This window comes from Polyangium sp. 15x6 (genome assembly GCF_029960785.1).
Classification (GTDB): domain Bacteria; phylum Myxococcota_A; class Polyangia; order Polyangiales; family Polyangiaceae; genus Polyangium.
This window is the reverse complement of sequence record NZ_JASBQE010000143.1, coordinates 1-23,563: the sequence shown is the minus strand read 5'-3', so window position 1 is coordinate 23,563 and position 23,563 is coordinate 1. Positions and strand designations below refer to the sequence as shown.

13 protein-coding genes are annotated in these 23,563 nt (G+C 69.0%); 5 read left to right on the top strand and 8 right to left on the bottom strand.

Annotated features, from left to right (window positions below):
• Positions 1 to 149: 149 nt before the first annotated feature.
• The 4 genes from QHF83_RS48925 (at position 150) to QHF83_RS48910 (ending at position 4,908) form a co-directional block, all read left to right on the top strand.
• Positions 150 to 1,835 carry a DUF885 domain-containing protein gene (locus QHF83_RS48925; RefSeq protein ID WP_282425050.1) on the top strand — a complete coding sequence of 562 codons (1,686 nt, stop codon included), beginning with the start codon at positions 150 to 152 and terminating at the stop codon, positions 1,833 to 1,835.
• A 53-nt stretch (positions 1,836 to 1,888) separates the two neighbouring features.
• Positions 1,889 to 2,656 carry a peptidylprolyl isomerase gene (locus QHF83_RS48920; RefSeq protein WP_282425049.1) on the top strand — a complete coding sequence of 256 codons (768 nt, stop codon included), beginning with the start codon at positions 1,889 to 1,891 and terminating at the stop codon, positions 2,654 to 2,656.
• Positions 2,657 to 2,804: 148 nt separating this feature from the next.
• On the top strand, positions 2,805 to 3,794 hold the full coding sequence (locus QHF83_RS48915) for a DUF2169 domain-containing protein (RefSeq protein ID WP_282425048.1): 990 nt from the start codon (positions 2,805 to 2,807) through the stop codon (positions 3,792 to 3,794).
• Positions 3,787 to 4,908 (top strand): hypothetical protein, encoded by a 1,122-nt coding sequence (locus tag QHF83_RS48910; RefSeq protein WP_282425047.1) that lies wholly within the window; start codon positions 3,787 to 3,789, stop codon positions 4,906 to 4,908. The genes QHF83_RS48915 and QHF83_RS48910 overlap by 8 nt, the downstream gene beginning before the upstream one ends.
• A gap of 10 nt (positions 4,909 to 4,918) precedes the next feature.
• Here the strand turns inward: QHF83_RS48910 and QHF83_RS48905 are convergent, their stop codons facing one another.
• The 7 genes from QHF83_RS48905 to QHF83_RS48875 all read right to left on the bottom strand — a co-directional run bounded on the left by QHF83_RS48905 (position 4,919) and on the right by QHF83_RS48875 (position 20,248).
• The gene (locus QHF83_RS48905; protein WP_282425046.1) at positions 4,919 to 8,938 is read right to left on the bottom strand and encodes a DUF6531 domain-containing protein; all 4,020 of its coding nucleotides are present in this window, start codon (positions 8,936 to 8,938) and stop codon (positions 4,919 to 4,921) included.
• Positions 8,939 to 8,941: 3 nt separating this feature from the next.
• Positions 8,942 to 11,332, bottom strand: coding sequence for a hypothetical protein (locus QHF83_RS48900; protein WP_282425045.1), 2,391 nt, complete (start codon positions 11,330 to 11,332; stop codon positions 8,942 to 8,944).
• Positions 11,329 to 13,869, bottom strand: a complete 2,541-nt coding sequence (gene tssI, locus QHF83_RS48895; RefSeq protein ID WP_282425044.1) for a type VI secretion system tip protein TssI/VgrG — start codon at positions 13,867 to 13,869, stop codon at positions 11,329 to 11,331. The genes QHF83_RS48900 and tssI (QHF83_RS48895) overlap by 4 nt, the downstream gene beginning before the upstream one ends.
• Entirely contained in the window at positions 13,866 to 14,351 is a 486-nt protein-coding gene (locus tag QHF83_RS48890; protein WP_282425043.1) for a hypothetical protein, read from the bottom strand. The genes tssI (QHF83_RS48895) and QHF83_RS48890 overlap by 4 nt, the downstream gene beginning before the upstream one ends.
• On the bottom strand, positions 14,344 to 16,491 hold the full coding sequence (gene tssI, locus QHF83_RS48885) for a type VI secretion system tip protein TssI/VgrG (RefSeq protein ID WP_282425042.1): 2,148 nt from the start codon (positions 16,489 to 16,491) through the stop codon (positions 14,344 to 14,346). The genes QHF83_RS48890 and tssI (QHF83_RS48885) overlap by 8 nt, the downstream gene beginning before the upstream one ends.
• Positions 16,488 to 18,695 (bottom strand): type VI secretion system tip protein TssI/VgrG, encoded by a 2,208-nt coding sequence (gene tssI / locus QHF83_RS48880; protein WP_282425041.1) that lies wholly within the window; start codon positions 18,693 to 18,695, stop codon positions 16,488 to 16,490. The genes tssI (QHF83_RS48885) and tssI (QHF83_RS48880) overlap by 4 nt, the downstream gene beginning before the upstream one ends.
• Positions 18,696 to 18,766: 71 nt before the next feature.
• Positions 18,767 to 20,248, bottom strand: coding sequence for a CHASE3 domain-containing protein (locus QHF83_RS48875; RefSeq protein ID WP_282425040.1), 1,482 nt, complete (start codon positions 20,246 to 20,248; stop codon positions 18,767 to 18,769).
• A 159-nt stretch (positions 20,249 to 20,407) separates the two neighbouring features.
• Between QHF83_RS48875 and QHF83_RS48870 the strand changes: the two genes are divergently transcribed.
• Positions 20,408 to 21,346 (top strand): DUF72 domain-containing protein, encoded by a 939-nt coding sequence (locus QHF83_RS48870; protein ID WP_282425039.1) that lies wholly within the window; start codon positions 20,408 to 20,410, stop codon positions 21,344 to 21,346.
• 3 nt (positions 21,347 to 21,349) lie between these two features.
• Here QHF83_RS48870 and QHF83_RS48865 read toward each other — a convergent pair.
• On the bottom strand, positions 21,350 to 23,563 hold a 2,214-nt coding region (locus QHF83_RS48865), incomplete at its 5' end, for an alpha-amylase family glycosyl hydrolase (RefSeq protein ID WP_282425038.1).

Genomic DNA, 23,563 nt, shown 5'->3' with positions numbered 1-23,563 from the left:
TCCCGAACTCGGAAGTTAAGCTCCTTGGAGCCGATGGTACTGCTGGGGCGACTCAGTGGGAGAGTAGGACGCCGCCGGGTCTTTTTCTAAAGCCTGCAAGCCAAAAGCTTGCAGGCTTTTCTTTTTCCATCAACCAGATTTCATTGGCCATGAACAACAGCCTTGGTCCCCTGTTCGCCCTCAGCGACGCGCTGCTCGAAGACATCGCCGCGCGCCGTCCGACCTCGGCTACATTCTGGGGCGTACGAGGGCATGATCACGCCTGGGATGATTTCGGGCCTGAGGGCGCGGAGTCCACGGCGGCAATGCTGGCGAAGTATCGCCGGCAGCTCGATGCGTTCCCTGCACCCACGCGAACCGAGGACCAGATCGCCGCGCGGGTCATGCGCGATTTCCTGGACGTAGAGATCGAGCGCATCGTTCAGAGCGATCACTTCGCCGACCTCAACAATATTGCATCTCCCTTCCAGCACATCCGCATGGTGCTCGATGTCATGGACACGAGCTCGCGGGCCGGCTGGGAAAGCATGATCGCGCGCCTGTCGACGCTCGATAGCGCGACTTCGTCGTATCGCAGAGCGCTCGAGGAGGGCCTTCGCCGTGGGAAGACCGCGGCCGTGCGCCAGGTCGACGCCGCCCTCGCGCAGGGACGAGTGCACGCGGGGGAGGGTTCCTTCTTTCGCGCGCTTGCGCCCGCGTTCGCGCAGAGTGGCGCATTCGATCCCGCCCTTGCCGGGCCGCTCGAGCGTGGGATCGAGCACGCACGCCGTGCCTATGGCGAGCTGACCGAGTGGCTCGAGAAGACCTATCGCCCCGCTGCTCGTGCCGAGGACGGTGTCGGTGAGGAGGTCTATGCGCGCAAAGCGCGGAGCTTCCTCGGTATTTCGATCGACCTACGCGAGACGTTTGCCTGGGGCTTCGCGCAAATTCACGAGATCGACGCTCGCATGCGCGAGATCGCGGACCAGATCCAGCCCGGCGCCTCGGTCGACGAGGTCATCCGCTTGCTCGAGACGGATCCGGATCGATGTGCTAGCGGCCCCGAGGACCTCGTCCGCGTCGTCGCCGAGTGGCAGACGCGCGCCGTCGAGGCGCTCGCCGGTGTGCACTTCGACATCCCGAGCCCCGCGCGTCGGGTCGATGTGAAGCTCGCGCCGCCCGGCAGCACGATCGGCGCCTATTACATGCCGCCTTCCGACGATTTCTCCAGGCCAGGCACCATCTGGTACTCCCCGGGCGAGCGAGAGCAGATCCCGCTCTACATGGAGCTCAGCAGGGCTTACCACGAAGGCTTTCCTGGGCATCACCTGCAGCTCAGCATGCAGATCTCGTTGCAACAGCGGCTCTCCCGACTGCATCGCGTGGTCATGAGCGATTACCAGACGGGGTATGCCGAAGGATGGGCGCTCTATGCCGAGCGGCTCATGGACGAGCTCGGTTTTCTGAGCAAGCCGGAGTACGTCCTCGGTCTGCTCGTCTGCCAGATGATGCGCGCTTGCCGCGTCGTGCTCGACATCGGCGCGCACCTCGGCTTGCACGCACCTCCGGACGCGCCGTTCCGACCCGGCGCGCGGATCGATTACGCCTATGGCGTCGAGATGCTCACCCGCATCGGCCGTACGCCGCCGGATCACGCCGCTTCCGAGATGACGCGTTACCTCGGCTGGCCTGGGCAGGCGATCGCCTACAAGGTTGGTGAGCGCGAGATCCTCGGCCTGCGCGACGATCTTCGCGCGCGCCAGGGCAGCTCGTTCGACCTCAAAACGTTCCACGCCGACCTTCTGGGCGTCGGCTCCATCGGCCTCGGCGCGTTGCGCGAGCTCCTTCTTTCCTGAGCGTTTCCGGCGCGCGTGACGGCACCGCGGGGCTTTCGTTAAGCTAGTCCCTCATGAGCCGGTCCCTCCTCGGCCGCCTTTCCCTCGCCGCGAGCTTCGTCGTCGTCGCCGCTTGCTCCCGCGACGAGGCCCCCGCAGCCCATGCCTCTCCCTCCGCCACCGCTGCCGCGAGCATCGCGCCCGCCGCTCCCTCTGCGGCTCCTGCGACCTCCGCGACCGCGCCCACGGCAGGCGGCCGCGACGGCAACGATCCGCTCTTCCACCCTGAGAAGGCGACCGAGAAGGCGCCCGACGTCTTCAAGGTGAAGTTCTCCACGACGAAGGGGGACTTCGTCGTGCAAGTGACCCGCGCGTGGGCCCCGAACGGGGCCGACCGTTTCTACAACCTCGTAAAACTCGGCTTCTACGACGGCGTCCGCTTTCATCGCGCGATCGACGACTTCATGGTCCAGTTCGGCATCCACCCCGAGCCTGCGGTGAACGGCGCCTGGTATCGCGCGTATTTTCCCGACGATCCCGTGGTGAAGAGCAACCGCCGCGGCTTCGTCACGTTCGCGCACGCGGGCAAGGACACGCGCACCACGCAGATCTTCATCAGCTACGTCGACAAGCAGGCGCGGCTCGATACGCAGGGCTTCGCGCCGTTTGGCCAGGTCGTCGAGGGGATGAAGGTCGTCGACTCGTTCTACAAGGGCTACGGCGAGCTCGCGCCGAAGGGCAAGGGACCGAGCGCGAGCAAGATCCAGCGCGAAGGGTACGGCTACCTCGACGCGAACTTCCCCAAGCTCGACGCGATCAAGGAAGCGAAGCTCGTCCCCTGACGCGGAGGCCTTCGCACGATCTCGCGGAGCGCGTCGGCCGGGGATTCTTCGAGCAAAGCGAGCCCCCCTGCGTGTCTTCCTCGGGATGCTCGAGCGCCTTGGTGAAGCACCGGAACTGCTCGTGTAGAATGACCCTCGGGCCCTCGCGATGAGCTTCGTCAACGAGACCCGATACGCAGCGCTGCCCGTGCCTCTCCTCGATCTCGAGGGACGCGACGTGATCGTGACGATCGTGAAGGCCACCTTCGTCGTCACCGATCGCGGCGAGCTCCGACCCGCCGAGGATCCGAGCCCGGTGCGTACGAGCGACGTCGCGCGTGATCCCGACGAGCCGCGCTCGAGCCTGCTCTTTCCGAGCGACATCGGCCTCGAAAAGCCCGGCACTGACGTCGTCGTCGTGGGCGACGCCGTCGCGCCCCGACCCGTGACGGTGATGGACGTCGTGGTGCAGGTGAAGAAGCACCTTGCGCCGCTGCGCGTGCACGGTCCGCGCGTGTACTACGACGGTGTGCTCGACGTCGCCGTCGGCCCTGCGGCGCCGTTCGAGCGCGTGCCCATCGTCTATGAGAACGCGTACGGCGGCGCCTCCGAGGAGCTCTCGGTCGTCGAGCTCGCGAACCCCGCGGGCGTCGGCGTCGCGCGCCGCGCCTCCGACCTGATCGGCAAGCGCGCGCCGCAGATCGAGCATCCCGAGCGGCCTCATACGACCGCTTCGGATCGGCACCCGCCCATGGGATACGGCGCGATCCCGCCGCACTGGTCGCCGCGCCGCGAGCTCGTCGGCACGTGCGGATCGCACTGGCGGAGGACACGCATGCCGATGCTGCCTGCGGATCACGATCCGCGCTTCGCCTGCGTGGCGCATCCATCGCTCCGATTCGAGGAGATGCTCGCGCCCGGGGATCCGCTCCGCGTCCTCGGCATGTCGCTCGCGCCGCTCGCGTTCGAGCTCCCCCGGCTCGCCGCGCGCGTGCATGCGCGATTCGACGGCGGCGAGCGCGAGGAGCGACCCGTCCCGATGGACACGGTGATCGTCCTGCCGGCCGAGCGTCGCCTGGAGATCGCGGGCCGCGTCGCCTTCATTGCCGGCCGAGCGCGTCGCGTGCTTCGCGCGATCGAGGTGCGGACCGATGCGTGACGAGGCAAGTGCCCCCGCGCAGGACATCGTGCGAGCTCTCCCCCCGCTCGACACGAACATGCGCGCGTTCTTCGCCTTCTTCGGCGCGTTCTCCGAGGCGCCCGATCCCCTCGCGTTCCTCGCCGATCGAGGCCTCGCCGAGGGCGACATCTTCCATCTGCTCGGCTTGTGGCAGGCGCGTATGTCGGCTGATCGCGCGTTGCAAAAGGACGCGCTCGGTCTGCTCGCCCGACCCACGGGCGAGAGCCCCGATGTGCAGGTGGGCCCGGCCCTCCCTGTCCAGCCGCCGCGCGATGCGTCGGCGCCGGGGAAGGCGCTCCTCGCGGCGACCTCGCTCGGCTTCGTCGTCGATCGCCCGGCCTTGCCCTTCGTCGCGCCCCCGGCGGACGCGCCGCCCCCTGCATTCCCCCCGAGCCAGCTTCGCTCGGCGCCGAAGGGCCTGGGCGAGACGAACATGGTGTTCCAGATCGACAAACCGGTTTTGCCTTTCGCGAAGAAGCCGGCGGCCGCCGCGCCGGAAGCCGTCCCGCCGAGGCCGCTGAAAGGCCCTGCGCCTCCCTCGCTCGGCGAGACGAGGCCGGCCGTGCATCTCTACAAGCCGGCATTGCCTTTCGCGGCCAAGCCGCTCGCGCAGACGGCCCTGACGTTCCAGGTGAACCCTCGGGTGCTGCCGTTCGGGCCCGAGCCGCCCCCACCGCCGCGCCCGCTCGGGGACACGGCGCCGGCGTTCCCCTCGGCCAAACCCGTCATGCCTTTCCCGACGGCGGACAACCCGCCCGTCGCTCCACCAGCGCCACGCCCGGCGCCAAACCTGCTCGCCGAGACCTCGCTCGCGCTCCCGATCAACCTCTCCGCCGCGCTTCCGTTTTTTAAGCCAAACCCGAGCGCATCTGCCGCGCGCCTTTCGATCGAGGCCTACGCCACGATGTGCGCCGAGATCTGGCTCGATCCGCCGGGCGCGCTCCGGATCATCGCGCGGTATGGGCTCTCGCCGGAGGCGAAGCGGGCCGAGGATGCCGCGTGGCAGGCGCGTTTCGCGGCGGCGCCGGCAATACGCGCGACGTGGGAGCGCCTCTCGATCGAGGCGGGGGCGCGCATTCGCGCGGGCCGGTGAGCGGCCCGTTTCAGGGAGGCGGCGAGCGGGGCGAAAAATCGGGGTAATGGTTGTCGAGCTTCGGGTATCCTCCGGCGGCCCAGCTGTTCCATTTCCCAGGGCGCGACGTGTCCGGGTAATAGTCGACGCCCGGCTGTGGGACCAGCCGGCTCGAGTCCTGGACCCCGATGGGCGGGGCGATGTGCAGCCCGGGTCCCCAGACGAGCTCGCTCGGCGCGTAGACATTCACCCGATATTGCGAGGCGAGCTGCGCCGCGACGGCGTCGGGCCTGCGCCCGGTGTTGCAGGAAAAGAGGTGGAGGGGCACGTTCCTGTCCCAGTTGCCCGCCATGATCAAGCGTAGCCCGAGGTCGCGCGGCGACATCTGCGTCCAGGAACCGTCCGCGTGTTGCACGTGGACCGCATCCACGGTCCCGTGCACGTACACCTGATACGAGCCGTTGTCGCGTCGCCCGCCCGTCATGCATTCCGAGATGAACCTGTCGACCCTGGGGTTTCCGAGGAGAACACACGCGAGCCCGAGCGGATCCACGTGCATCACCGGGCTCCCATTCCACGCGAAGAGGTTCGCCCCGCCCTCGAGGCCCAGCGGATCCGGGCTCAAGAAGCGCATCACCTCCGGATCGAACCAACGATACCGCACGTAGGAGAGCCCCACGTCCTCGTCGTGGTGATGCCCGAGCCTGCGCAAAAGCGGAGCCACCGGCCGCCCCGAGGGCCCCGGTTTGGCTTCGCTTCGCGCGAGCGCGCCCCACGCCGAATGAGATCCCGAAAAAGCGAGCCCGCCCGCCCCATCGACGAGCTCCGTCGCCGCCCCGACGTGGTCCGCGAGCACCCCGTACACGACATCGCCTTCGCCCTGGAGCAGCGGCACCATCGTATCCGGATGATACACGAGCGTACGCTCTCCCCGCTCGGCGTCGATTTCGGCGAGCAGGAGGTCTCCGTCCCAGAGGTATTCGACGGTGCGGCGTGAGGGCAGGGGAGGGAGCTCCTCGCGCGACACGGGGCGAATGGGCCCGACGACCTCTTTTTTCACGCGCCGACCGAACAGATCGTACGTCATCAGGATTCGCGTCCCGTCGCCCCGCACGACCTCACGCAGATTGCCCCGACAATCCCAGAAGTATTCGGTCGTCTCGCCCGTATCGAGCCGCTTCTTGCGGATGCGCCGGTTCGCCTCGTCGTACGTGTATGCGGCGTCCGAGGTCCTCCGCAGCACGTTGCCCGGGCCCACGTCCCACCCGTCGCCCGCGGGCTCGACCGAGCCGGCGGCGTCGTATTCGAAGCGCTCCTCCCCCGCCTCGACGAGCTGCCCGACTTCGTCGTGCCGATAGCGCACCTCGCCCCAGCGCGCGTCCCGCTTGCCCGTGAGCGCCGACGATGCGTCCCACGTATATCCGCGCGACACGAGCGCGCGGCCGTCCTTGCTCGCCCATTCTTGCGTGATTCGCCCGCGCACGTCGAAAGCGAACCTTGCCTCGACGCCGGACCGCGCGAACCGAAAGCCGATCATGGCTCCCGCCCCGTCTCGCGCGAACTCGACCCGCTCGCCGCCGTGCTCGATCGCAGCCACGCGCCCCGCCTCGTCGTACACGTACCGCGTGACCTTCCCGCTCGGCAGATGCACGGCGGTGCGGCGATTGAGAGCGTCGTATTCGTACCGGATCGTCCCGGCGCTCTGCGTGGCCGACACGATCCGCGAGCCTTCGTCCCAATGCATCTCGACCGAAACTCTTCCAGCCGGATCCTCGAGCTCGTACGCCACCTTGCGCGCGCCCTCGTCCCGCACGACCCTGCCTGCGCCATGCGGCGTGTCTTCCTCGATGAGCTCGTCGAGCTCGTTGTATCGATACGCGCGCCACGTGCCGTCGGGCATCGACAGGCGCGAGACGAGGCCATTTCGACCATACGCCGCGCGAACGATACGCCCGTCGAACGTGCGCATCTCCGTCACCCGGCCCAGGCGATCATAACGGAAATCGTGAAGCTCGGCCTTCGGGTTCTGGATTCGCTGCGGCCTTTCGAGCAAGTCGTGGCTCATGGCCCAGGCCTTTCCGTCCTCGTTCCGGACCTCGACCGCCGAGCCCAAGCCCGCGTATCGGAACGTCGCTACCCTGCCGAGCTCGTCCGTGCGCCGTGTCTTTCGCCCGAGCGCGTCGTATTCGAATTGCACGCGCGTCCCGTCCGGGTTCTCGTGCACGAGCACGCGCCCGAGCGCGTCGAGCTCGCGCCGCGTCGTATTGCCATACGAATCCACGCACGCGATGGGCCTCCCCAGCCCATCGTACTTCCATTTCCGCACGAGCCCGCCGGCGAGGTGCTCCTCGATGCATTGGTGCCGGTCGTCCCAGACGAACCTCGCTCGGATCCCCGCGGCATCTGCGATCCTCACGAGCCGCCCGTGCTCGTCGTAATCGAGCGTGAGCCACACGCCGCCCGGGTATTTCACCGAGGTGAGCTGCCCGCGCGCATCGTACGCATACTCCGTCACGCGGCCGCCCGCCACGCGCCGCACCACGCGATCGTCCACGTGCACGAGCTCCGTCACGCGCCCGAGCGGATCCGAGATGTTCACCAGATTGCCCCGGGCATCGTATTCGAAGCGGCTCGTGTTCCCGGCGGCGTCTTTTTCCGTGACGATGAGCCCGTCGTCGTCGATCTCCCACGTCCGCGCGGCCGACCCGTCGTTCGTCGTGACCCCGAGCAGCGCGCCGTCCTTTGGCCGCCACGAGAACACCCGCGGCGAGAGCGTGCCCGAAAGCCTCGTCGTCCCCTGCTGCTCGTCGTACGTGATGTCGCCCGCGTGAATGCCCCCGTCTCCGAAGGCCCGGACACACCGGCCGGTGTCGGGATCATAAACGTAATGGAAGGACAGACCCGTCGGCAATGTCTTCTTCACGAGCCGCCGACGCTCGTCGTAGCTGTACGTGACGTCGTTCCCGAGCGGATCCGTCACGCGGACGAGCTCGCCGCCTGTATCGTAGCCGAACGAGACGGTCTGAAGCGGGGCGCGCTCGTCGCCGGGCGCGAAGACCGCGATACGCGTGAGATGACCCCTCTCGTCGTGCGTGAGCCGGACGATCCTGCCGGCCGTATCCACGAGCCGCACGAGCTTGTCGCTTTCGTAGTCGAGCTGGATTCGCTGTCCCGAGGGATTCGTGATCTCCACGAGCCGTGCCCGCGCGCCTCCCTGCGGACGAAACACGCGGCGAATGCCTGTCGCGAGCGAGACGACCGAGGCTCCGCCGCCGCGCGCGTCGAGCCGGACCTCGATCCGCTTGCGCCGATGAACGACCGTTTTTCCGGGCGATACGTTTCGCAGGACGAGCGTGGAGCCGTCCTCGTCGCGAAACTGGAGCTCTTCGCCCTTGACCTCGATCCACTGGTCGTACGCGTGGGTCCAGCCGCCGTGGCCGAGTGGCCCGTGCTCCGATGCGCGTGTGCTGTCGTAAGCCCTCGTCCACGTGATTGCGATGGGCCCCGGGAGGGAGACGTCGATGTCCGTGTCCACGACGGCACCGGAGACGACGGAGACCGGGTCGAGGATCACCTGCGAGCACGCGGCGAACGTGGCCGCGCTTCGGGCCCAGAGCACGTTGTCCATCGTGAAGAGCCGCCCTATCGCCTGCGCGATGAATGTCCCCTGATAGGGCACGTTCATGCGCACCATGTCATTCGTGCAGGCGACGGGTCTTCCGCCCGCGAGCACCGTGTGCTGCTCGGCGAAAGCGACCTCGCTATAGGCCGACGTCATGTGCGTGACGATATCCCCGCCGGTGGGCTGGCCCGGCAGATTGCCTGGCGCATGGATCGACATCACGCTGCCCTGCGTGAGGACGGGCCGGTACGCGACAAGCAAATGATTCGAAACCTTCTGCGCCGTCGACGAATGCGATATGTACGCGAAGGGCGCCGTGACGGGTCCCGCAGGCGGGGTCGGCGGGACGAGGCTCATGGCCGGCGTCGGTCCGGGGCAGAAATGCCCGCTGCCCGTCGTCGCGATCTTCATTCCACCGATCGACGCCATGAGCTACGCCTTTCCTTTCGTATCGCGCGCAGCCCGGAGGAGCGGGGCCAGGCTCGCCTCCACGTCGGCCGCGTAGCCCCAGACGGGCACGGGTTCGGGATGCCCGAGGCGGGCCCGGAGCTCGTCCACGCGGCGGCCGAGGTCGGCGCGCGCAAGATCACCCGACGCGCATTCGGCGGCCACCACGGCCGGCGAATAGGGGAGGCCCCGGCGAAAACGCGCGGAAGGATCGAGGCGCATCGACGCAATCACGCGTCGCCAGGCACCGGCGTCGCGCATCTCCTCGGGCGGGAGCGCCGGACCGAGCATGACGGCGAGCGCGTCCACCGCGGCAAACGAGAGATCCTCGTCCGCGAGGCATTGTAACAATCGTGGCAAAACCGCGGGAGACCCCCATCGCCCCGCGGCCGAGAGCAAGACCGGGGTCGCGGTTTGTCGTGTGAAAAATGTTTCCGCGGCCCTCGCATCCTCGGGCCGACCTGCGAGCACGTAAAGCTCGCCCAGGAGCGGGCCGAGGCGCGCGGCGACGGCAGAGTCCTCGAACACGCGCCGGGCCTCGATGTCGCCGAGGGTCGCGAGCTGCCGGGCCGCACGAAATGCATTCGCTCGATCCTCGACGAGGAGCGCGCTCCGGAGCGCCGGGACGAACGCTCTTTGCGAAGCCGCGGGCCGCGCTGCGCAGGCGTCGAGGCCCGCCGCGCGCATGAGCGGAGACGCGTCCGAGAAAAAGCGCTGCACCTCCTCGTCCGTGAGCGCCCCGCGGGCGGCGAGGAACGAGAGCCCGATCGCGCGGGCGATGGGCCGCGAGGACGCATGAAGCGCCCGCCCGAGCGCGAAGGGCTCCGCGTGCCCGGACAGAACGAGCGCCTCGGCCACGAGCCGCGCGTGCTCCGCGGCGTCTTCGGGGAGCGCGTCGATCATCCACGACACGAGATGGATCGCGCCTGCGCCCATGGCCACGAGGGTCGCGCCGAACGAATGCCACGGGTCGTCCTGGTGCTCGCGCCAATCGGCGACGAGATGGCTGAGCGCCATTCTGCCGGAGGCGTGGATCGCGTCGATGTGGCAAAGCAAGCGGCGCTCGATCTCGGGCACGGCCCGCCGCGGTGAACGCTCGCGCGCCTTGCCCAGCATGCCGAGCGCCTCCGCGCAATGAACCACGACCTCGGCGTAGAACCCTGGGAGTGAGACGGGGCGAAGCCGTTCGCGATTCAGTTGCACGAGCGGCGCCTCCGTGATCGGGTCCGGCAACGGTCGTTCGAGGGGAACGATGTCGTTCGCAGGGGCGAGCGCTGCATCGGGATCGAAGGGCACCTCGTCGGGCTCGTTGGCGAGGCCGCCCAGGGACGCGAGTTCGTCCTGAGAAACCACATGCAGATCCAAGACCCGCGAGCGTACGCGGTCCTCGAGCGGTCGGAGCGTGTCCGTCGCATTCGATTCGGCGCCGACGCAGAGCGCGAGCCCTCGCGTGCCGTCGCGTGAAATGGCCCAGGCGAGGACGGGGGCGCCCGGCGGACAAACCCCGTGGCGCACCGAGGCGAACGCATGCGCGAGGGCCATCACGCCGGCCGCCGCGCCGACTTGCCCGATTTCAGCTTCGAGGCAAGCGCTGAAGGCCTCCGGGTGGAACATCGAGGCTTGCCGGGCCGCACTCCATTCCCATTCTCGCGAACGGAGCGCGTCGACACGCTCTTGCCCGAAGACGGCGCGAATGGGAGCGCTCTCCGGGAGGCTTTCGAGCAGCCCCGTCAGCGCTGTCCCGTCCACGGGTTCGTCATCGTCGTCCGTGCCCCGACCGAGGGCCATCTTGCTCGTGAGGATCTCGCCCAAGGCGCCCGTCTTCATGTCCCGCGCGAGGATGAGCGCTCCCGCGCCCTCCGCGGGCCAGAGCCGCGCCGGCGCGAACGGGCCCGGAGGCCGCGCGGCGAGCGCTGTCACTCGATTCACATGAAAAAACGAATCGACGCCGAGGAGCACCGCGCCCTGGAGACGCGGGGACGACGCGATCCGCGCGAGCGCATCGAACGCGCCCGCCGCGCCCACGAAACGCTCGATGGCCGCCGCCGACACGAGGGCGGCGATTCGCCTCGCCACATCGTCGAGCTCGGCCTCCGAGAGGCCCTTGCACGGAGCCGGCAAACAAAGGAAGAGAGGCAAGGCCGGCCTGGGCCGCGCCTCTTCGAGCGCGATGCGAGCGAGCGCGACGAGCCGATCCGGGAGGCTCGGGTCTGGCGGGACGAACCGCGCATGACCGACCTGGAAAGGCCGCCCGTCCGCGAGCACGAAGGGCGCGGGCGCGGGCGGCGGCGCGTTCGCACGCGGGAAAAACACGTGATCCTGGGCGCGCGCGCCCGCCGGAGAGCAGAGACCGAGGCCAACGATCGAGAGCGTCACTTGTGCGTCAATTTCCCCGCTTCGCGCGATTGTCCCTTGATTCGAATCGTGGGCGCCTTGATCGTGACCCCGCCGCCGGACGCCGAGATTTCCGACGCACCGCATTTGAAGGTCACGGTCCCGCCCGAGAGCGTCAAGCTGCCCCCGACCGAGAGCGACAGCGACGCTTGCGCCGTCATGCGATACGTGCCGCCCGTGCTCACCTCGCGCGCGCCGCTCACGTCGCTCTGAACGAGGCCCTTCACCTTGCGCGCGATGTTTTTCGCGCTCGTGATCGACAGCGATCCGAGCGTTTCGTTCATCGCGCCCGCCACCTGCATGCCGGCCTTCGTCGTCTCCGTCGTGTGGCTGCCATTGACGAGCGTCGTCGAGGGGCCGAGCGTCACCCAAGAGACGGCGCCCGGCGTCATCACGGCATACACGCCCCCGACCATTTCCGAATAAGGCCCCTCGACGAGCGTCGCCCGGTGCCCCGGCCCCGGTCCCGCCTTGCCGCTCGGCCCGCTCACGCCCGCCGCGCCTCCGCCCGTCGCGACCTCGCCCTCGGGCGGACGGCCGTGATCCCAGGGCATCGGCTTCGACGATCCGGTCACGCTCGCGAGGATCGCTTCCCCGCCAGGCACCATCGAGGCAGCCATCCCGGCCAAACCCATTCCGGCCGCCGCTGCCGCGCCCTTTTCGCCGCCCGCGGAAAATCCTTCGATGGCGGCCCGGCCCACGCCGAGCCCCGCCGCCACGATTGCGCCCGCCGTCCCGCGCGAGCCCGCGCCGGCGAGCGCGGTGGAAAAGAGCAGATTCGCAGCGCCCTTCACGGGGCTGCCCACTTGCTCGGCCAGCATTCCGCCCACGGAGACGGCCTCCGTCCCTTTCACCTGCGTGACGAAGTTCCCGCCCGCGGTTTGCTTTTGCGTCGCGCCCACCGTCACCGTGCGCGACCCGTACGACGCGGACCACCCGAGATGCACGCTCACCGTCTCGTCCGCGCCGACCGAAGACGTCACGTTTCCCAGGACCTCGGCATTCTCGGTTTTCCGGGTCTCCGTGCGCGAATCGCCATACACATGGTCGTCCCGGCCAAACGGCGCGGAGAAAAGCATGTGTTGCCGGCCCGCGGCGTCGTCGAGCTGGATCGTGGTGCGCGCGGCGGCGCCGGGGGAGCTGTCGGTCGCGATCACGCTCGCCGTCTTGTTCGCGGGCAGCGGCAGCGGCGGGAGCTGCTTTCCATTGTACGAGCGCCCGAGGACGATCGGGCGCTCGGGATCGCCATCCTCGAAGGACACGAAGACCTCCCAGCCCACGCGCGGCAGGACGAACCCCGCCGGCGCCTCGGGCTGCGTCACGCGCACCGGAATGCTGCTCCGGTGATCCTTCGGGCCACGCACGTCCCAGTGGAATGCGAGGTGGACGCGGCCGAGCGCGTCGGTGTCGATCTCCTGGCCCGGTGCGCCCGTGACGATCGCGGATTGCACGCCGTCGATGCGCGGCTTCGGCGTGATGCGCGGCAATCGGAACGGGATGTCCTTCGGAATGGCATCCACCGTAGCTTCGAGCACGGGCTCGTCGGCGCTCCACGTGATCGAGGTTGCCACGACGAACCATGCGCCGGATACGCGCGCGCGGCCGAAGGCTCGATCCGATTCGACGAGCGCGACCGCGCGACCGGGCGCGAGCGCGAGCGCGTTCGTCCGCAGCGCGAGCGTCGCGGTATCAGCGCGCAGGGATTCGAGCCGCCGTCTCGCGGCCCGCTCCCCGGCCTCGGACGAGCGGAATCCGCCCGGCGCCTCGTAGATTTCGATCTTTTGCTCGATGCTCGATCCGTCCGCTGCCACGCCTCCGAGCTTCAGGTCAGGTCGCTCGGGATCGTAATCGCGCAACGTCACCTTTCCCGGACGACGCTGCCGCGCGGCCATGACGGGCATGACGAACGGCCGCGACTCGCTTGCCGTCGCCCGTGTGACGATCGCAATCGGCTCGGGATATGCGTCCGCCGCACGCGTCGAGTCGTCCTCGAGCACGAGCACCTCGGCGCCCTCGTTCTCCTCGAACCGAAAGAAAAGCCCGTGCTCCTCGCAGAGGCGGCGGACGAACGTCGCATCCGTCTCGTCGTATTGAATCGACCCGTCGAGCGGCGGATACGTCTCCGCGAGGCGCACCTCGATCCGCTCGTATCCCGCGGCGCGCGCGAGCTCGGTGATGATCTCGGGCGCGCTGCGGTCGCGGATCACCCGCGGAAAACGCCGCAGTTCCAGCAAGGCGAGGCGCGGGCGCACGGTGGCGCGGTAGATGCGCTCGTGCCCATGATCCGTCGCGACCAGGACGAACCGCGTCACGATGCCCGCAAATCGCCGCTCTCCCGCCGCGGTCTCGAATCGCAGCACGCACGCCCCGCGCAGCACGTGCGAGGGCAGCACGACGGGGGAGGGGGGACCCGAGAAATCGAGATCGTAACTCCCGATTTCGCCGAGGCGCTCGCGCCCTGCGACACGCACGAGGCGGAGCGGCGGATCCCCGGGGAGCGCGACGGAGACGCGGGTCACGGCAGCTCCACCCGCGCCGCGAAAATGCGGACGAGCGCGGCCATGTCGATGACGAGTTTGTCCCCTTCGAGGCGAAGCGCGCCGCCCGGCTCGAACGCGAGGGATCCGCCGGGAACCTCGAGCACGATCGATTGATCGGCCCGGACCCGCAAGTGCTTCGCTTCGAGCGCGAGCGTGCCACGTTCGTCCTTTTCGAGCGCGCTCGCGACCTGGAGCGCGCCCGCGATCCGCGGCCCGTCCGGCCCATCCACGAGCACGACCGTGCGCCCGCCTCGCAGGCATTCCTCGGCGAAATCGCGCGCGACGGCGCCGTCGAGGCGCGCCGTGAGATGGCGGCCCGAGGCAAGGCGGACCCGATAGGCGCGTTCGTCGCCGTCCGCGGAGGTCGCCATGGCCATTTCGATGCGGCCAGGATGCAGCCCCGGACCGAGCACGGAGCTCGTCTTGCGGAGACCGCGCCGCGCGCTTTTTCCTTCAGCCATACCGAGACACTCCTCCCTCGACGCTCGCGACCGAGCCTTGGAAATCGCCCTGGATCTCGATCGTGCCTGGGGTCATCTTGATGGTCATTCCACCCGCTTTGAGGACGAGCCGCGCCTTGGCCTCGATCGCGACCTCGGCGCCCGCGAGCGTCGCATTCCCTTTCACCGCATGCGAGAGCGTCCCGAACGACTCGGCGACGTTGCCGCCCGCCTTCACGTTGCGCGACGCATGGCTCTCCGCATACACGCCGAGCACGTCGAGCCCATATCCGTTCGCCGTCACCGTCATCGGGCCGCTGACCTTCACGACGGCCGCCCCGCCCACCATGATCGCCTCGGAAATCCCCGCGGTCGTGTTCATCGAACCGCCGACGACGAGCGTCCCGGCGCCTTCCGTGTGCACGCTCTGGTGTTCGAGCGGCGCCTCGGTCTTCGCCCCGCCCACGATTCGCGCGAGCCGCGGCGCCTTCGTCACGGAATCGCCGCCGATCGAAAAGAGGCGCGCGCCGCCCACTGAAATGCTCTCCGCGCTCGCCCACACGGCGTGATCCGCGTCCGTCGTGACGGCGCGCTCGGCGCCCACCGAGAGCGAGTGCGCCCCGTCCACGGCCGTGTTCAGGTTTTCCTTGACGAATAGCTCCCGTGACCCGCCCACCACGCGCCCGAGATCACCCTGCACCACGGAGACCTTGTCGTTCTCCGAGAGCTCTTGGTAATCACCGGACGATTGAATCGAGAGCTTCTCCGTTCCGGCGGCGTCGCTGATGCGAATGAAATGGCCCTGCTCGCCGGCCGGCGTGGTCTTCGTCCCGAGGTGCGTCTCCACCTTTTGCGCCGGCAGAACGAGGGGCGGCGGATCGGCGCCATTGTAGAGGCGGCCGAGCACGAGGGGCACCTCGCACGCGTCGTCCGCGAATGCGACGACCTGCTCCCAGCCGACACGCGGGTGGAACGCCGAGCCCGCGAGGGCCGGCTCGACGACGCGCGCCGGCCCGGAGAAGGCATCCCAGCGGAGCACGAGCGAGGTGCGTCCGTGCGCGTCCACCGCGATCTCCTCGCCGGACGGGCCGCGCACGCGCGCCGTGCTCACGCCCCCGCGCGGAGGTGGAGGTGTACGCTCGCGGGCGGGCCGATAGATCGAGGAGGCCGGTACGGCGTGGAAAAACGCATGGTGCACGAGGCCCTCTCCACCGGGGCTCAGGCTCGCCTCGTGAATCACGGAGAGCACGAGGAACCGGCCATTCTGCGTCGCGACGGGCGATTGCTCCACGGTGACGATCGAGCCGGCCGCGACGAGGGGCGTCGTAGCTTCGCCTTCCAGCGCGGTCGCCTCTCGACGGCGCTCGCCGAGCCGGATCGCCGCGAGCTCGCTCGCCTCCGCGGGCGAACGTGCATCGCGGGCGAGCTCGTACCATTCGAGGGAACCCTCGCCGCTCTCGCCCGTGATGTCGAGCTCCGGCCGCTCGTAATCATAACCTCGCACGTGAGCCACGTCGCTCGCCGCGCGCCGCACGAGCCGCGCGGCGCGGAGGGAAGGGCCTCCCTCGAGCCCCGCGTCCTCGTGATATCGCAGGACGAGCCCGTCGTCGTCGAACGTGCCAGGCTCGTCCGCGATACGCACGGCGTCACGCTCGACCGTCACGGGATACCACGACAAACCTTCTTCGGCGAGGATCCGCGTGATGAACGACAGATCACTCTCGAAGGATTGCAGGCGGTGCGCCCGCGTAGGCGGCGTGCGCCGCGCACGATTCTCGACCCGGAATCCGTGCTTCTCGAAGAAGCTGCGCGCGACGTCCACGGCGCTCGTGAATCCAGGAGCGCCCCAGTACCCGCGCCCGCCCTCCGCCTCCGCGACGCGATGCACGAGGACGATCACGTTATGCCCCTCGTGGTCCTCGACCCGATCGACGATCCCCTCGAAGCGCCGCGTATGCTCGCCGACGCCGAGGACGAGCCACGCGCGCTCTCCGAGGATATCGAGGCCGACCGCGGACACGGGCTCGCCACGCTCGAAGATGTCGCAATGGATATGCGCGTGGAACGGCACTCCTACCCGCTCGACGATGTTGCACGCATGGGCGACGAACTCGAGGGACTCCGCCTTCACGCCGAGCTCGATCCACGAGTGCCGCGTCATCCGCCCACCTCCCCGCCCTGGTCCCGCTTCACCATTCCCTCGATCGACGTCGTGCCGCTCTTCGCGCGGAGCGCGCCGCCCGCGATTTCCAGCGCTCCCGCGGTGAGCGAGCCTGAAACGTGGATCGTCATTTGCGGGGCCGCGATGCTGAACTTCCCGCCCGCTCGCAGCTCGACCTGCCCCGACGCGAGTTTGCCCGCGGGCGCCGCGATCCCGTGATCCGCGGCGGCGCTCTCGGTCACCGCGCCGGCCGCGCTTCGCTTGCCGCCCTTGACCGATTCCGAATACGCCCCGGCGCAGGTAATGATGCGCGCGCCGCGACAAACGTACGTCCGCGCCCCCGCCACGCTCTCCGTCACCGAGAGCCCCGCCGAGACGAGCTTCGAGCCGCCCACGATGCGCGTAAAGGTTCCCGTCGTCTTCGTGTTCGACTGGTTGCATTGCAGCACGTACGCGCCGCCGACGGACTCCTCGTATCCCCCGCCGCAGAGGACCACGCGGTTGCCCGTCACCGCGACGATCTCGGTCGCCATCGATTCGGCGTTCGCGCCGTCCACGGCGATGTGAATGGGTTTGCCGACGTCCACGTGCTGGCTCCCGCCGATCGTCACGTCCTCCGCGCCGGCCACGTGCGCCGCGAGGCCGAGCCCGATCACGTGCGCCTCGTCGCCGTCCGTCGTCTGCGTGTAATCGCCGCCCACGCGCACGCTGAGATCGCGGCTCGCGTGCACGAAAAACGCCTCCGCGCCCGCGTCGTCGCCGAATCGGATCTCCTGCGTCGTGCCGTCCCCGGGGCTCGTCCACGATTGCAAGGCCGTGACCGCGCGCGCCGAGGGCAGGACGTACGGATGCACCGCGGTCGCATTGTAGAGGCGGCCGAGCACGAAGGGCCGATCGGCGAGGCCGTCGAGGTACGAGACCGCCACCTCGAAGCCCACGCGCGGGATCATCATCGCACCCCCGAGCGGCCATTGCATCGTGCGAATCCAGGATGACGACCGATCGTCCGTGATGCCCGATCGATCCCAGAGAAACCGGACTTTGACCCGGCCGAGCGGATCCGTGTGCACCTCCTCGCCGGGCGCCCCCGTGACGACCGCGCTCTCGACGTGGTGAATGCGCGGCTCCGTCAGAATCGCAGGCCGATGCGGCGGGCGCTCCTCGCCGCGATCGCCCAGCGTGGGCCGGAGGACGACCTCATTGCGATAAGGTGCCCCCTTCCCGCCGCTCGGGAGCGGCCGGGCAAACCCGTGGCGGACCTCCGAGACGAGGAACCGTTGATCGAAGAGATCCACGCCGCCGCCCGCGACCTCGACCAGCCGGCCGGGGCGAAGGCGCATGCAATCGCTCGTCGCCGTGACCTTCACCTCGTCGCGGCGGAGCTGTTCGAGCCTGCGCCTCGCCCGCGCCGCGGCCGCGCGCGCGTCGGGCACGCAGGCAGGGTACTCCAGCCATTCGAGCGCGCCCTCGCCCGCGTCGCCGTCGAGGTAGACGTCCGGGTGATCCACGTCGAAATCGCGGACGAACACCCGATCGTGGGACAACCCCGCTTCCCACGCGAGCGAGAGGAGCGCGCGCACGCCCTTCGCGCGCGTGGCGCCCGGCGCGGCGAAGGGGAGGCGCGCATCGCCGTCGATTCCGTCGTGCGAGGCCGTCCCATCGCCGAAGAGCACGCGCCACGCGCCGTCCTCGGCCGTCTCGGTCCAGAACGAGATGCCCTCGCGCGCGAGCAAGCGGCGCACGAAATCCCATTCGACCTCGCCGTGCTGCGTGCAGAGCGGATACAGCGGGTATTCGCCCGAGAGCCTCGCCACGATCGCGTCCCGCGGCACGCCCGCGCCCGCGAGGACCTCCGTGACGACCTCCTCGGATGTTTTGTCCTGAAAAACCCGATGGCCCGCCCGGAGCGCGAGCGGCGCGAGGGGATCCGCGAGGCGGAGCGAGAGCACACGATCGCGGCCCCGGCGCACGTCCTCGGCCGCCTCCGTCACCACGAGCTGGATCGCGCGCGCGATGCCCTCCTCGGGATCGGAGAGCACGACGACGCAGGGGGCGCGGACGAGGGACGCTGGATCGACGTCGCCCGCGGCCGTCACGTCGATCTCGAACGACGAGAGGTCGTCCATGATTTCGCGCCCGTAGAGCGAGAGGACCACGTTCTCGCCGAGGGGCTCGCAGGCGAAGGCGACGTCCTGGGTCGTCACGAGGCGAATCTACAGGACCACGCGTACGACCTCAAGCGCCGCCGTCCGCGGCGATTCGTAATCGATGGGCGTCAGGCCGCGAGCTCTCGGGCATCCTTGCGGACGAGCCGCGAGAGCTCGCGTGACATGACGACGATCTCCGAGGCGGTCTGGAGCGTCTGGCCCGAGCTCGCCGCCGTCTCGCGCGCCGTCCCCGCGACTTCCCCGATGGCCGCGCTCATCTGTTCCATGGCGCTCGTCTGCTGCTGCGTGCTGAGCTCGATCTCGCGGGAGGCGTCGGCCGTGCTGGCCACGTAATCGACGATCCGCTTGAAGCTCTCGGTCAGCTCGCCGAAGCGGCGCGTCCCGTTCTCCACGGCCTTGGCGCCGTCCTCGGTCGCCATGACGGTGGTGTTCGCGGCGCCGCGGATCTCCTCGATGAGCCGGCGGATCTCCTTCGTCGCGCTGCCCACGCGATCGGCGAGGTTGCGGATCTCGCTCGCCACGACGCCGAACCGCCGCCCTGCATCGCCCGCGCCGACGGCCTCGATGGTCGCATTGATCGCGAGGATGTTCGTCTGCTCGGAGAGCTCGTTGATGATGTCGAGAATGCCGCCGATCTCGTGCGATTTGCGGCCGAGATGGACCATGTGATCGACGATGCGCTGGACCTCGCTCCGCACGCCGAGGATGGCCTCGGTCGCGGCCGCGACCGTGCGTTCGCCGTTCCTCGCGGCCTGCGCGGTCTCGCCGCCGAGCTGCGTGACCCGCTGCGCGCTGCCGGCGATCTGGCGCGCGGTGGAGACGAGCTGGCGCGATGTCGTCGACACCTCCGTGGTGGTCTGCGATTGCTCCTTCGCGCCGCGGGTCTGCTGCGTCGCGGCGGCTTCGAGCTCGGCCGCGGCGCTTTGCATGCGCTGCACCAGGCCTCCGATCTGCTTCCCGAGCCCCCCGACGATGAGGAGCGCGGCCGCGGACACCACGACGATCGCGGCCAGCGTACCCCCGAAGAGCACGCTGGTTTGCTTGTCCGCGGCTTCCTTGGCGTCCACGTCGCGCCGCTCGAGCAGCTTGTTTTCCTCGTCCGTCATCTCGGCGATCGTTTTTCGGATCGCATCCATCTGCGCCTTGCCCTGCCCATCGGCGATGCTTTGCGTGCCCGCCTCGATGCCTTTGTCGCGACGAGCCGCGATGGACGCCGCCGTGTTGTCGACCTTCGCGTCGATGTCCTCCGACAGGCGCGCGATTCGCTCCTGCTGGAGCGGGTTGTCGGACGTGAGTTGCTTGACGTGCTCGAGGTGCTTGGTCACGTCGCTACGACCGGAATGATAGGGTCCGAGGAACTCCTCCTTGCCCGTGAGCACGTACCCCCGCTGGCCGGTCTCCACGTCCTGCAAATCGGAGAGGATCTCCGAAAGATCGGTGAGCACCTGATGCGTATGCGTCACCCTCGCGCTCGTGTCCAAGAGCTGCTGCGTGCTGCGGTACGAGAAGAATCCCAAAAGACCGAGGATGATGAGCGGCAGGGCGAAGCCGAGAGCGAGCTTCTGCCCGATCGTCCAGGAAGACAACATGACGCGCCTCCGAGCTGGCGCGCGCCCCCCACGGGCACGAGCGCACGTTGGTTTCCAAGAATGCATGACTCGGACGAAATTGCACGCTCTCTTTTGTGGACGAACGGTCGGCCGGTCGCTGGGGTCTCGGCTGGCGCGACGCCTGCATGCGGGAGAGCCATGTCTGCGCTCGTGAAGATCGGCATTTCGGCGTGGACGGAGCCGACGCTGCTGTCCTCGGGCTTTTATCCCCCCGGCGTCCGGACGGCCGAGGCCAGGCTGCGGTACTACGCGTCGTCATTCCCCCTCGTCGAGGTCGACAGCACGCATTACGCGTTGCTCGCCGAGAGAAACGCGGTGCTCTGGAGCGAGCGCACGCCCGAGGGGTTCACGATGGATGTGAAGGTCGTGGCCCCGCTCAGCGAGCATTACATCGAGCCGCGCGGGCTGCCGCGGGACATGCGGGACGCGCTGCCGCAGGCAGTTCGGAAGAAGAAACGCATCTATCCGCAGGACCTCGGTGACGAATTCCTGGATGAGCTCGCTGCGCGGTTCGTCTCGGCCCTGCGGCCCCTCCAGGCGAGTGGCAAGCTCGGGCTCGTGCTGTTCCAGTATCCGGTGTGGTTCACGTTCTCGTCCGCTTCGCGGAGGCGCCTTTCGCGTACGCGCGAGCTTTTCCGCGGCCATCGCATCGCGATCGAGTTCCGCAACGCAGGCTGGCTCGGCGAGCGGCACCGGGACGAGACGCTCGCGTTCCTCCGGGAACAAGGGCTCGTCTATACGTGCGTGGACGAGCCGCAGGGCTTCGCGTCGTCGGTCCCGCCGATCGCGGAGGCGACGGCCGAGGTCGCGCTCGTTCGCTTTCACGGGCGGAACGTGGAGACGTGGGAGAAGAAATCGGCCAGCGCCGCCGAGCGCTTCGCCTACGAATACGAGAAGGCCGAGCTCGCGAGCTGGGTGCCGAAGATCGTGGGCCTGTCCCGACAAACACGGGAGGTCCACGTCGTCATGAACAACTGTTATCGAGACTGGTCGGTGCGGAGCGCGGTGGACCTGACGGAGATGCTCCGGAGGGCGGGCGCCCGTATCGTCGAGCCGCGGGCAAAGCTCGCCGCGTGAGCGTCAGGGGGAGAGGACGATCGCCGATTTCGCGGGCACGGTGAGCGTCAACATGCCGCCTTGGGGGACGGTCACGCCGGGGCCGCCCATCGCGTCCTTCAAGACGGTCCCGGAGGCGAATCCGAGCGTGGCGGCGTCCACCGTCATCTGCGCCGGCGCGTCCGCCCGCGTGAGCGCGACGATCGCCCCGGTCGCGCCCGGGAGCTTTCGCCCGATGACGAGCGTGTCCTCCGTGGCGCCGAGCGAGACGTACTCCCCGCGCCGGAGCGCCGGAATGGCCTGCCGCGCCGTGCCGAGCTTCTGCACGAACGAGAGCGTCGCCTTCTCCTCGGCCGAGAGCCCATTCTCGGGCCGCCACATGAGCCGGTTGTTCGGATCCGCCCCGCCCCACTGGCCATACTCGTCGCCGTAATACATGAGCGGCGCGCCCGGCAGCGCGAGCAGCCACGCCATCGCCACGCGCATGCGCTCGTAAGGCACGGCGTCGGAGGGCGCGAGGGCCGTGTTGTCCCACTGGTTGCCGGGGATCCCGCGGTCGCCGTCCGCGTAATCGGCGAGCGAGACGAAGCGCGGGGTGTCGTGGCTGCCGATGTAGGGCGTCATGAACGCATTCTTCGGCCATTTTTCGAGGCCGTGCCGGGTCCAGTAATCGGCGTGGAGCATGCCCTTGTCGCCGTACGCGAACGTCCGGTACGAGACGCCGTGGTAGAGCACGAAATCGAACTGGCCGTCGAGGCCGAAGGGGCCGATGTACCGGGCGATCGTGCCGTAATTCTCGTCGTTGCAGGGGTCGCCGCAGTCGTTCCACCCCATCGCGGTCTCCCCCATCATGAAGTAATGGGTACCGGCCTTTTCGAAGGTCTCGCGCACCTCGACGGAGAGGTTTCGCGTGGCGAGCTCCTCGACGTGCTTGACCGCGTCGACCCGCAGGCCGTCGAGATCGAACTCGTCGAGCCACCACACGGCGTCGTCGACGAACTGCGCGTTCGCCTCGGGGACCGAGTGGTTGATGTCGGGCATGTAATCGGCGAAGAGGCATTCGAGCGCCTTCGCCGTCCAGTCGCAGTTCGCCGTGCCGCAGACGCAGCCCGTGCGGAACCACTCGGGGTGCGATTTGAAATATTCGTGCTCGATGTGCACGTGGTTGACCACGTAATCCTGCAGGATGCGGATCCCGTGCGCGTGCGCGGCCTTCACGAGCGCGCGCAGCGCGTCCGGGCCGCCGAGGCGCGGATCGACCTCGCGCGCTTTGATCGGCCAGTAGCCGTGGTATCCCGTGACCTTGTGCACGCCGTCGGCCGCGAGGTACGAGGCCTCCGGGTTCGTCTGGAACGGCGTGAGCCAGATGGCGCGAATGCCGAGCTTGTCGAGCTCGCCCTCCTCGATCGATTGCGTGAGGCCCACGAGATCGCCGCCCTTCCAGTCGCCGCGCGCGTCCGCGCCGGGCGTCGACGGGGCATTGTTCGAGGGGTCGCCGTCACGATAACGATCGGTGAGGACCATGTAGACGACCGCGTCGTTCCAGGAGAACGGCTCGGCCTCGATCCAGAAGGGCAGGTGCACGGGCTCGCCGACACGCCCGCTCTTGCTGCGCGGCCGGAGCGTGACGCGGTATTTGCCGTCGGCGAGGCTCGCGAGCGAGAGCTGCACGTTCCCCTCGGGCGAGATCGTGACCATCGGCGCGGCGAGGGGCTTTTTCGTGCCGTCTTCGAGCAGCGTGGCCTCGAAGCCCGCGGCGTCGGCGCCGCTCGCGTCCGCGCCGTCGACATAATCGAGCGCGGCCGTGAACACACCCTGGCCCGGCGACATGCGCGTCGCTTTCGTGGATTTCACCGACAGCGTGGGGAGGTTGCAATCGCGCACCTTGACGGCGCTGTTCTCGATGCCGCCGAGGTATTTGCGGCGGCCCTGCGCCGGGTCGAGGATCCATTGCGTGCCGCCGCCAGCGTCCTCATAGGCGAGCTTGTAAGCGTGGAGCCCCGGCGGGAGCATGACCGTGGCCTTGTAGGCGCCGCTCGCGTCGGGGCCGCTCATGACGGGCGCGGTCGCGAGGTCGAAGCCTTGCCATTCGCCGGGCACGCGCGGCGAGCTCGCGCCGGCGGGCGGGACGAACGTGAAGGTCGTCGGGCAAAGCGCGTTGCCGCCGCCGCTGCCGCCCGCGCCGCTGCCGCCGCTGCCACCCGCGCCCGCACCGCCGCTGCCACCCGCGCCCGCGCC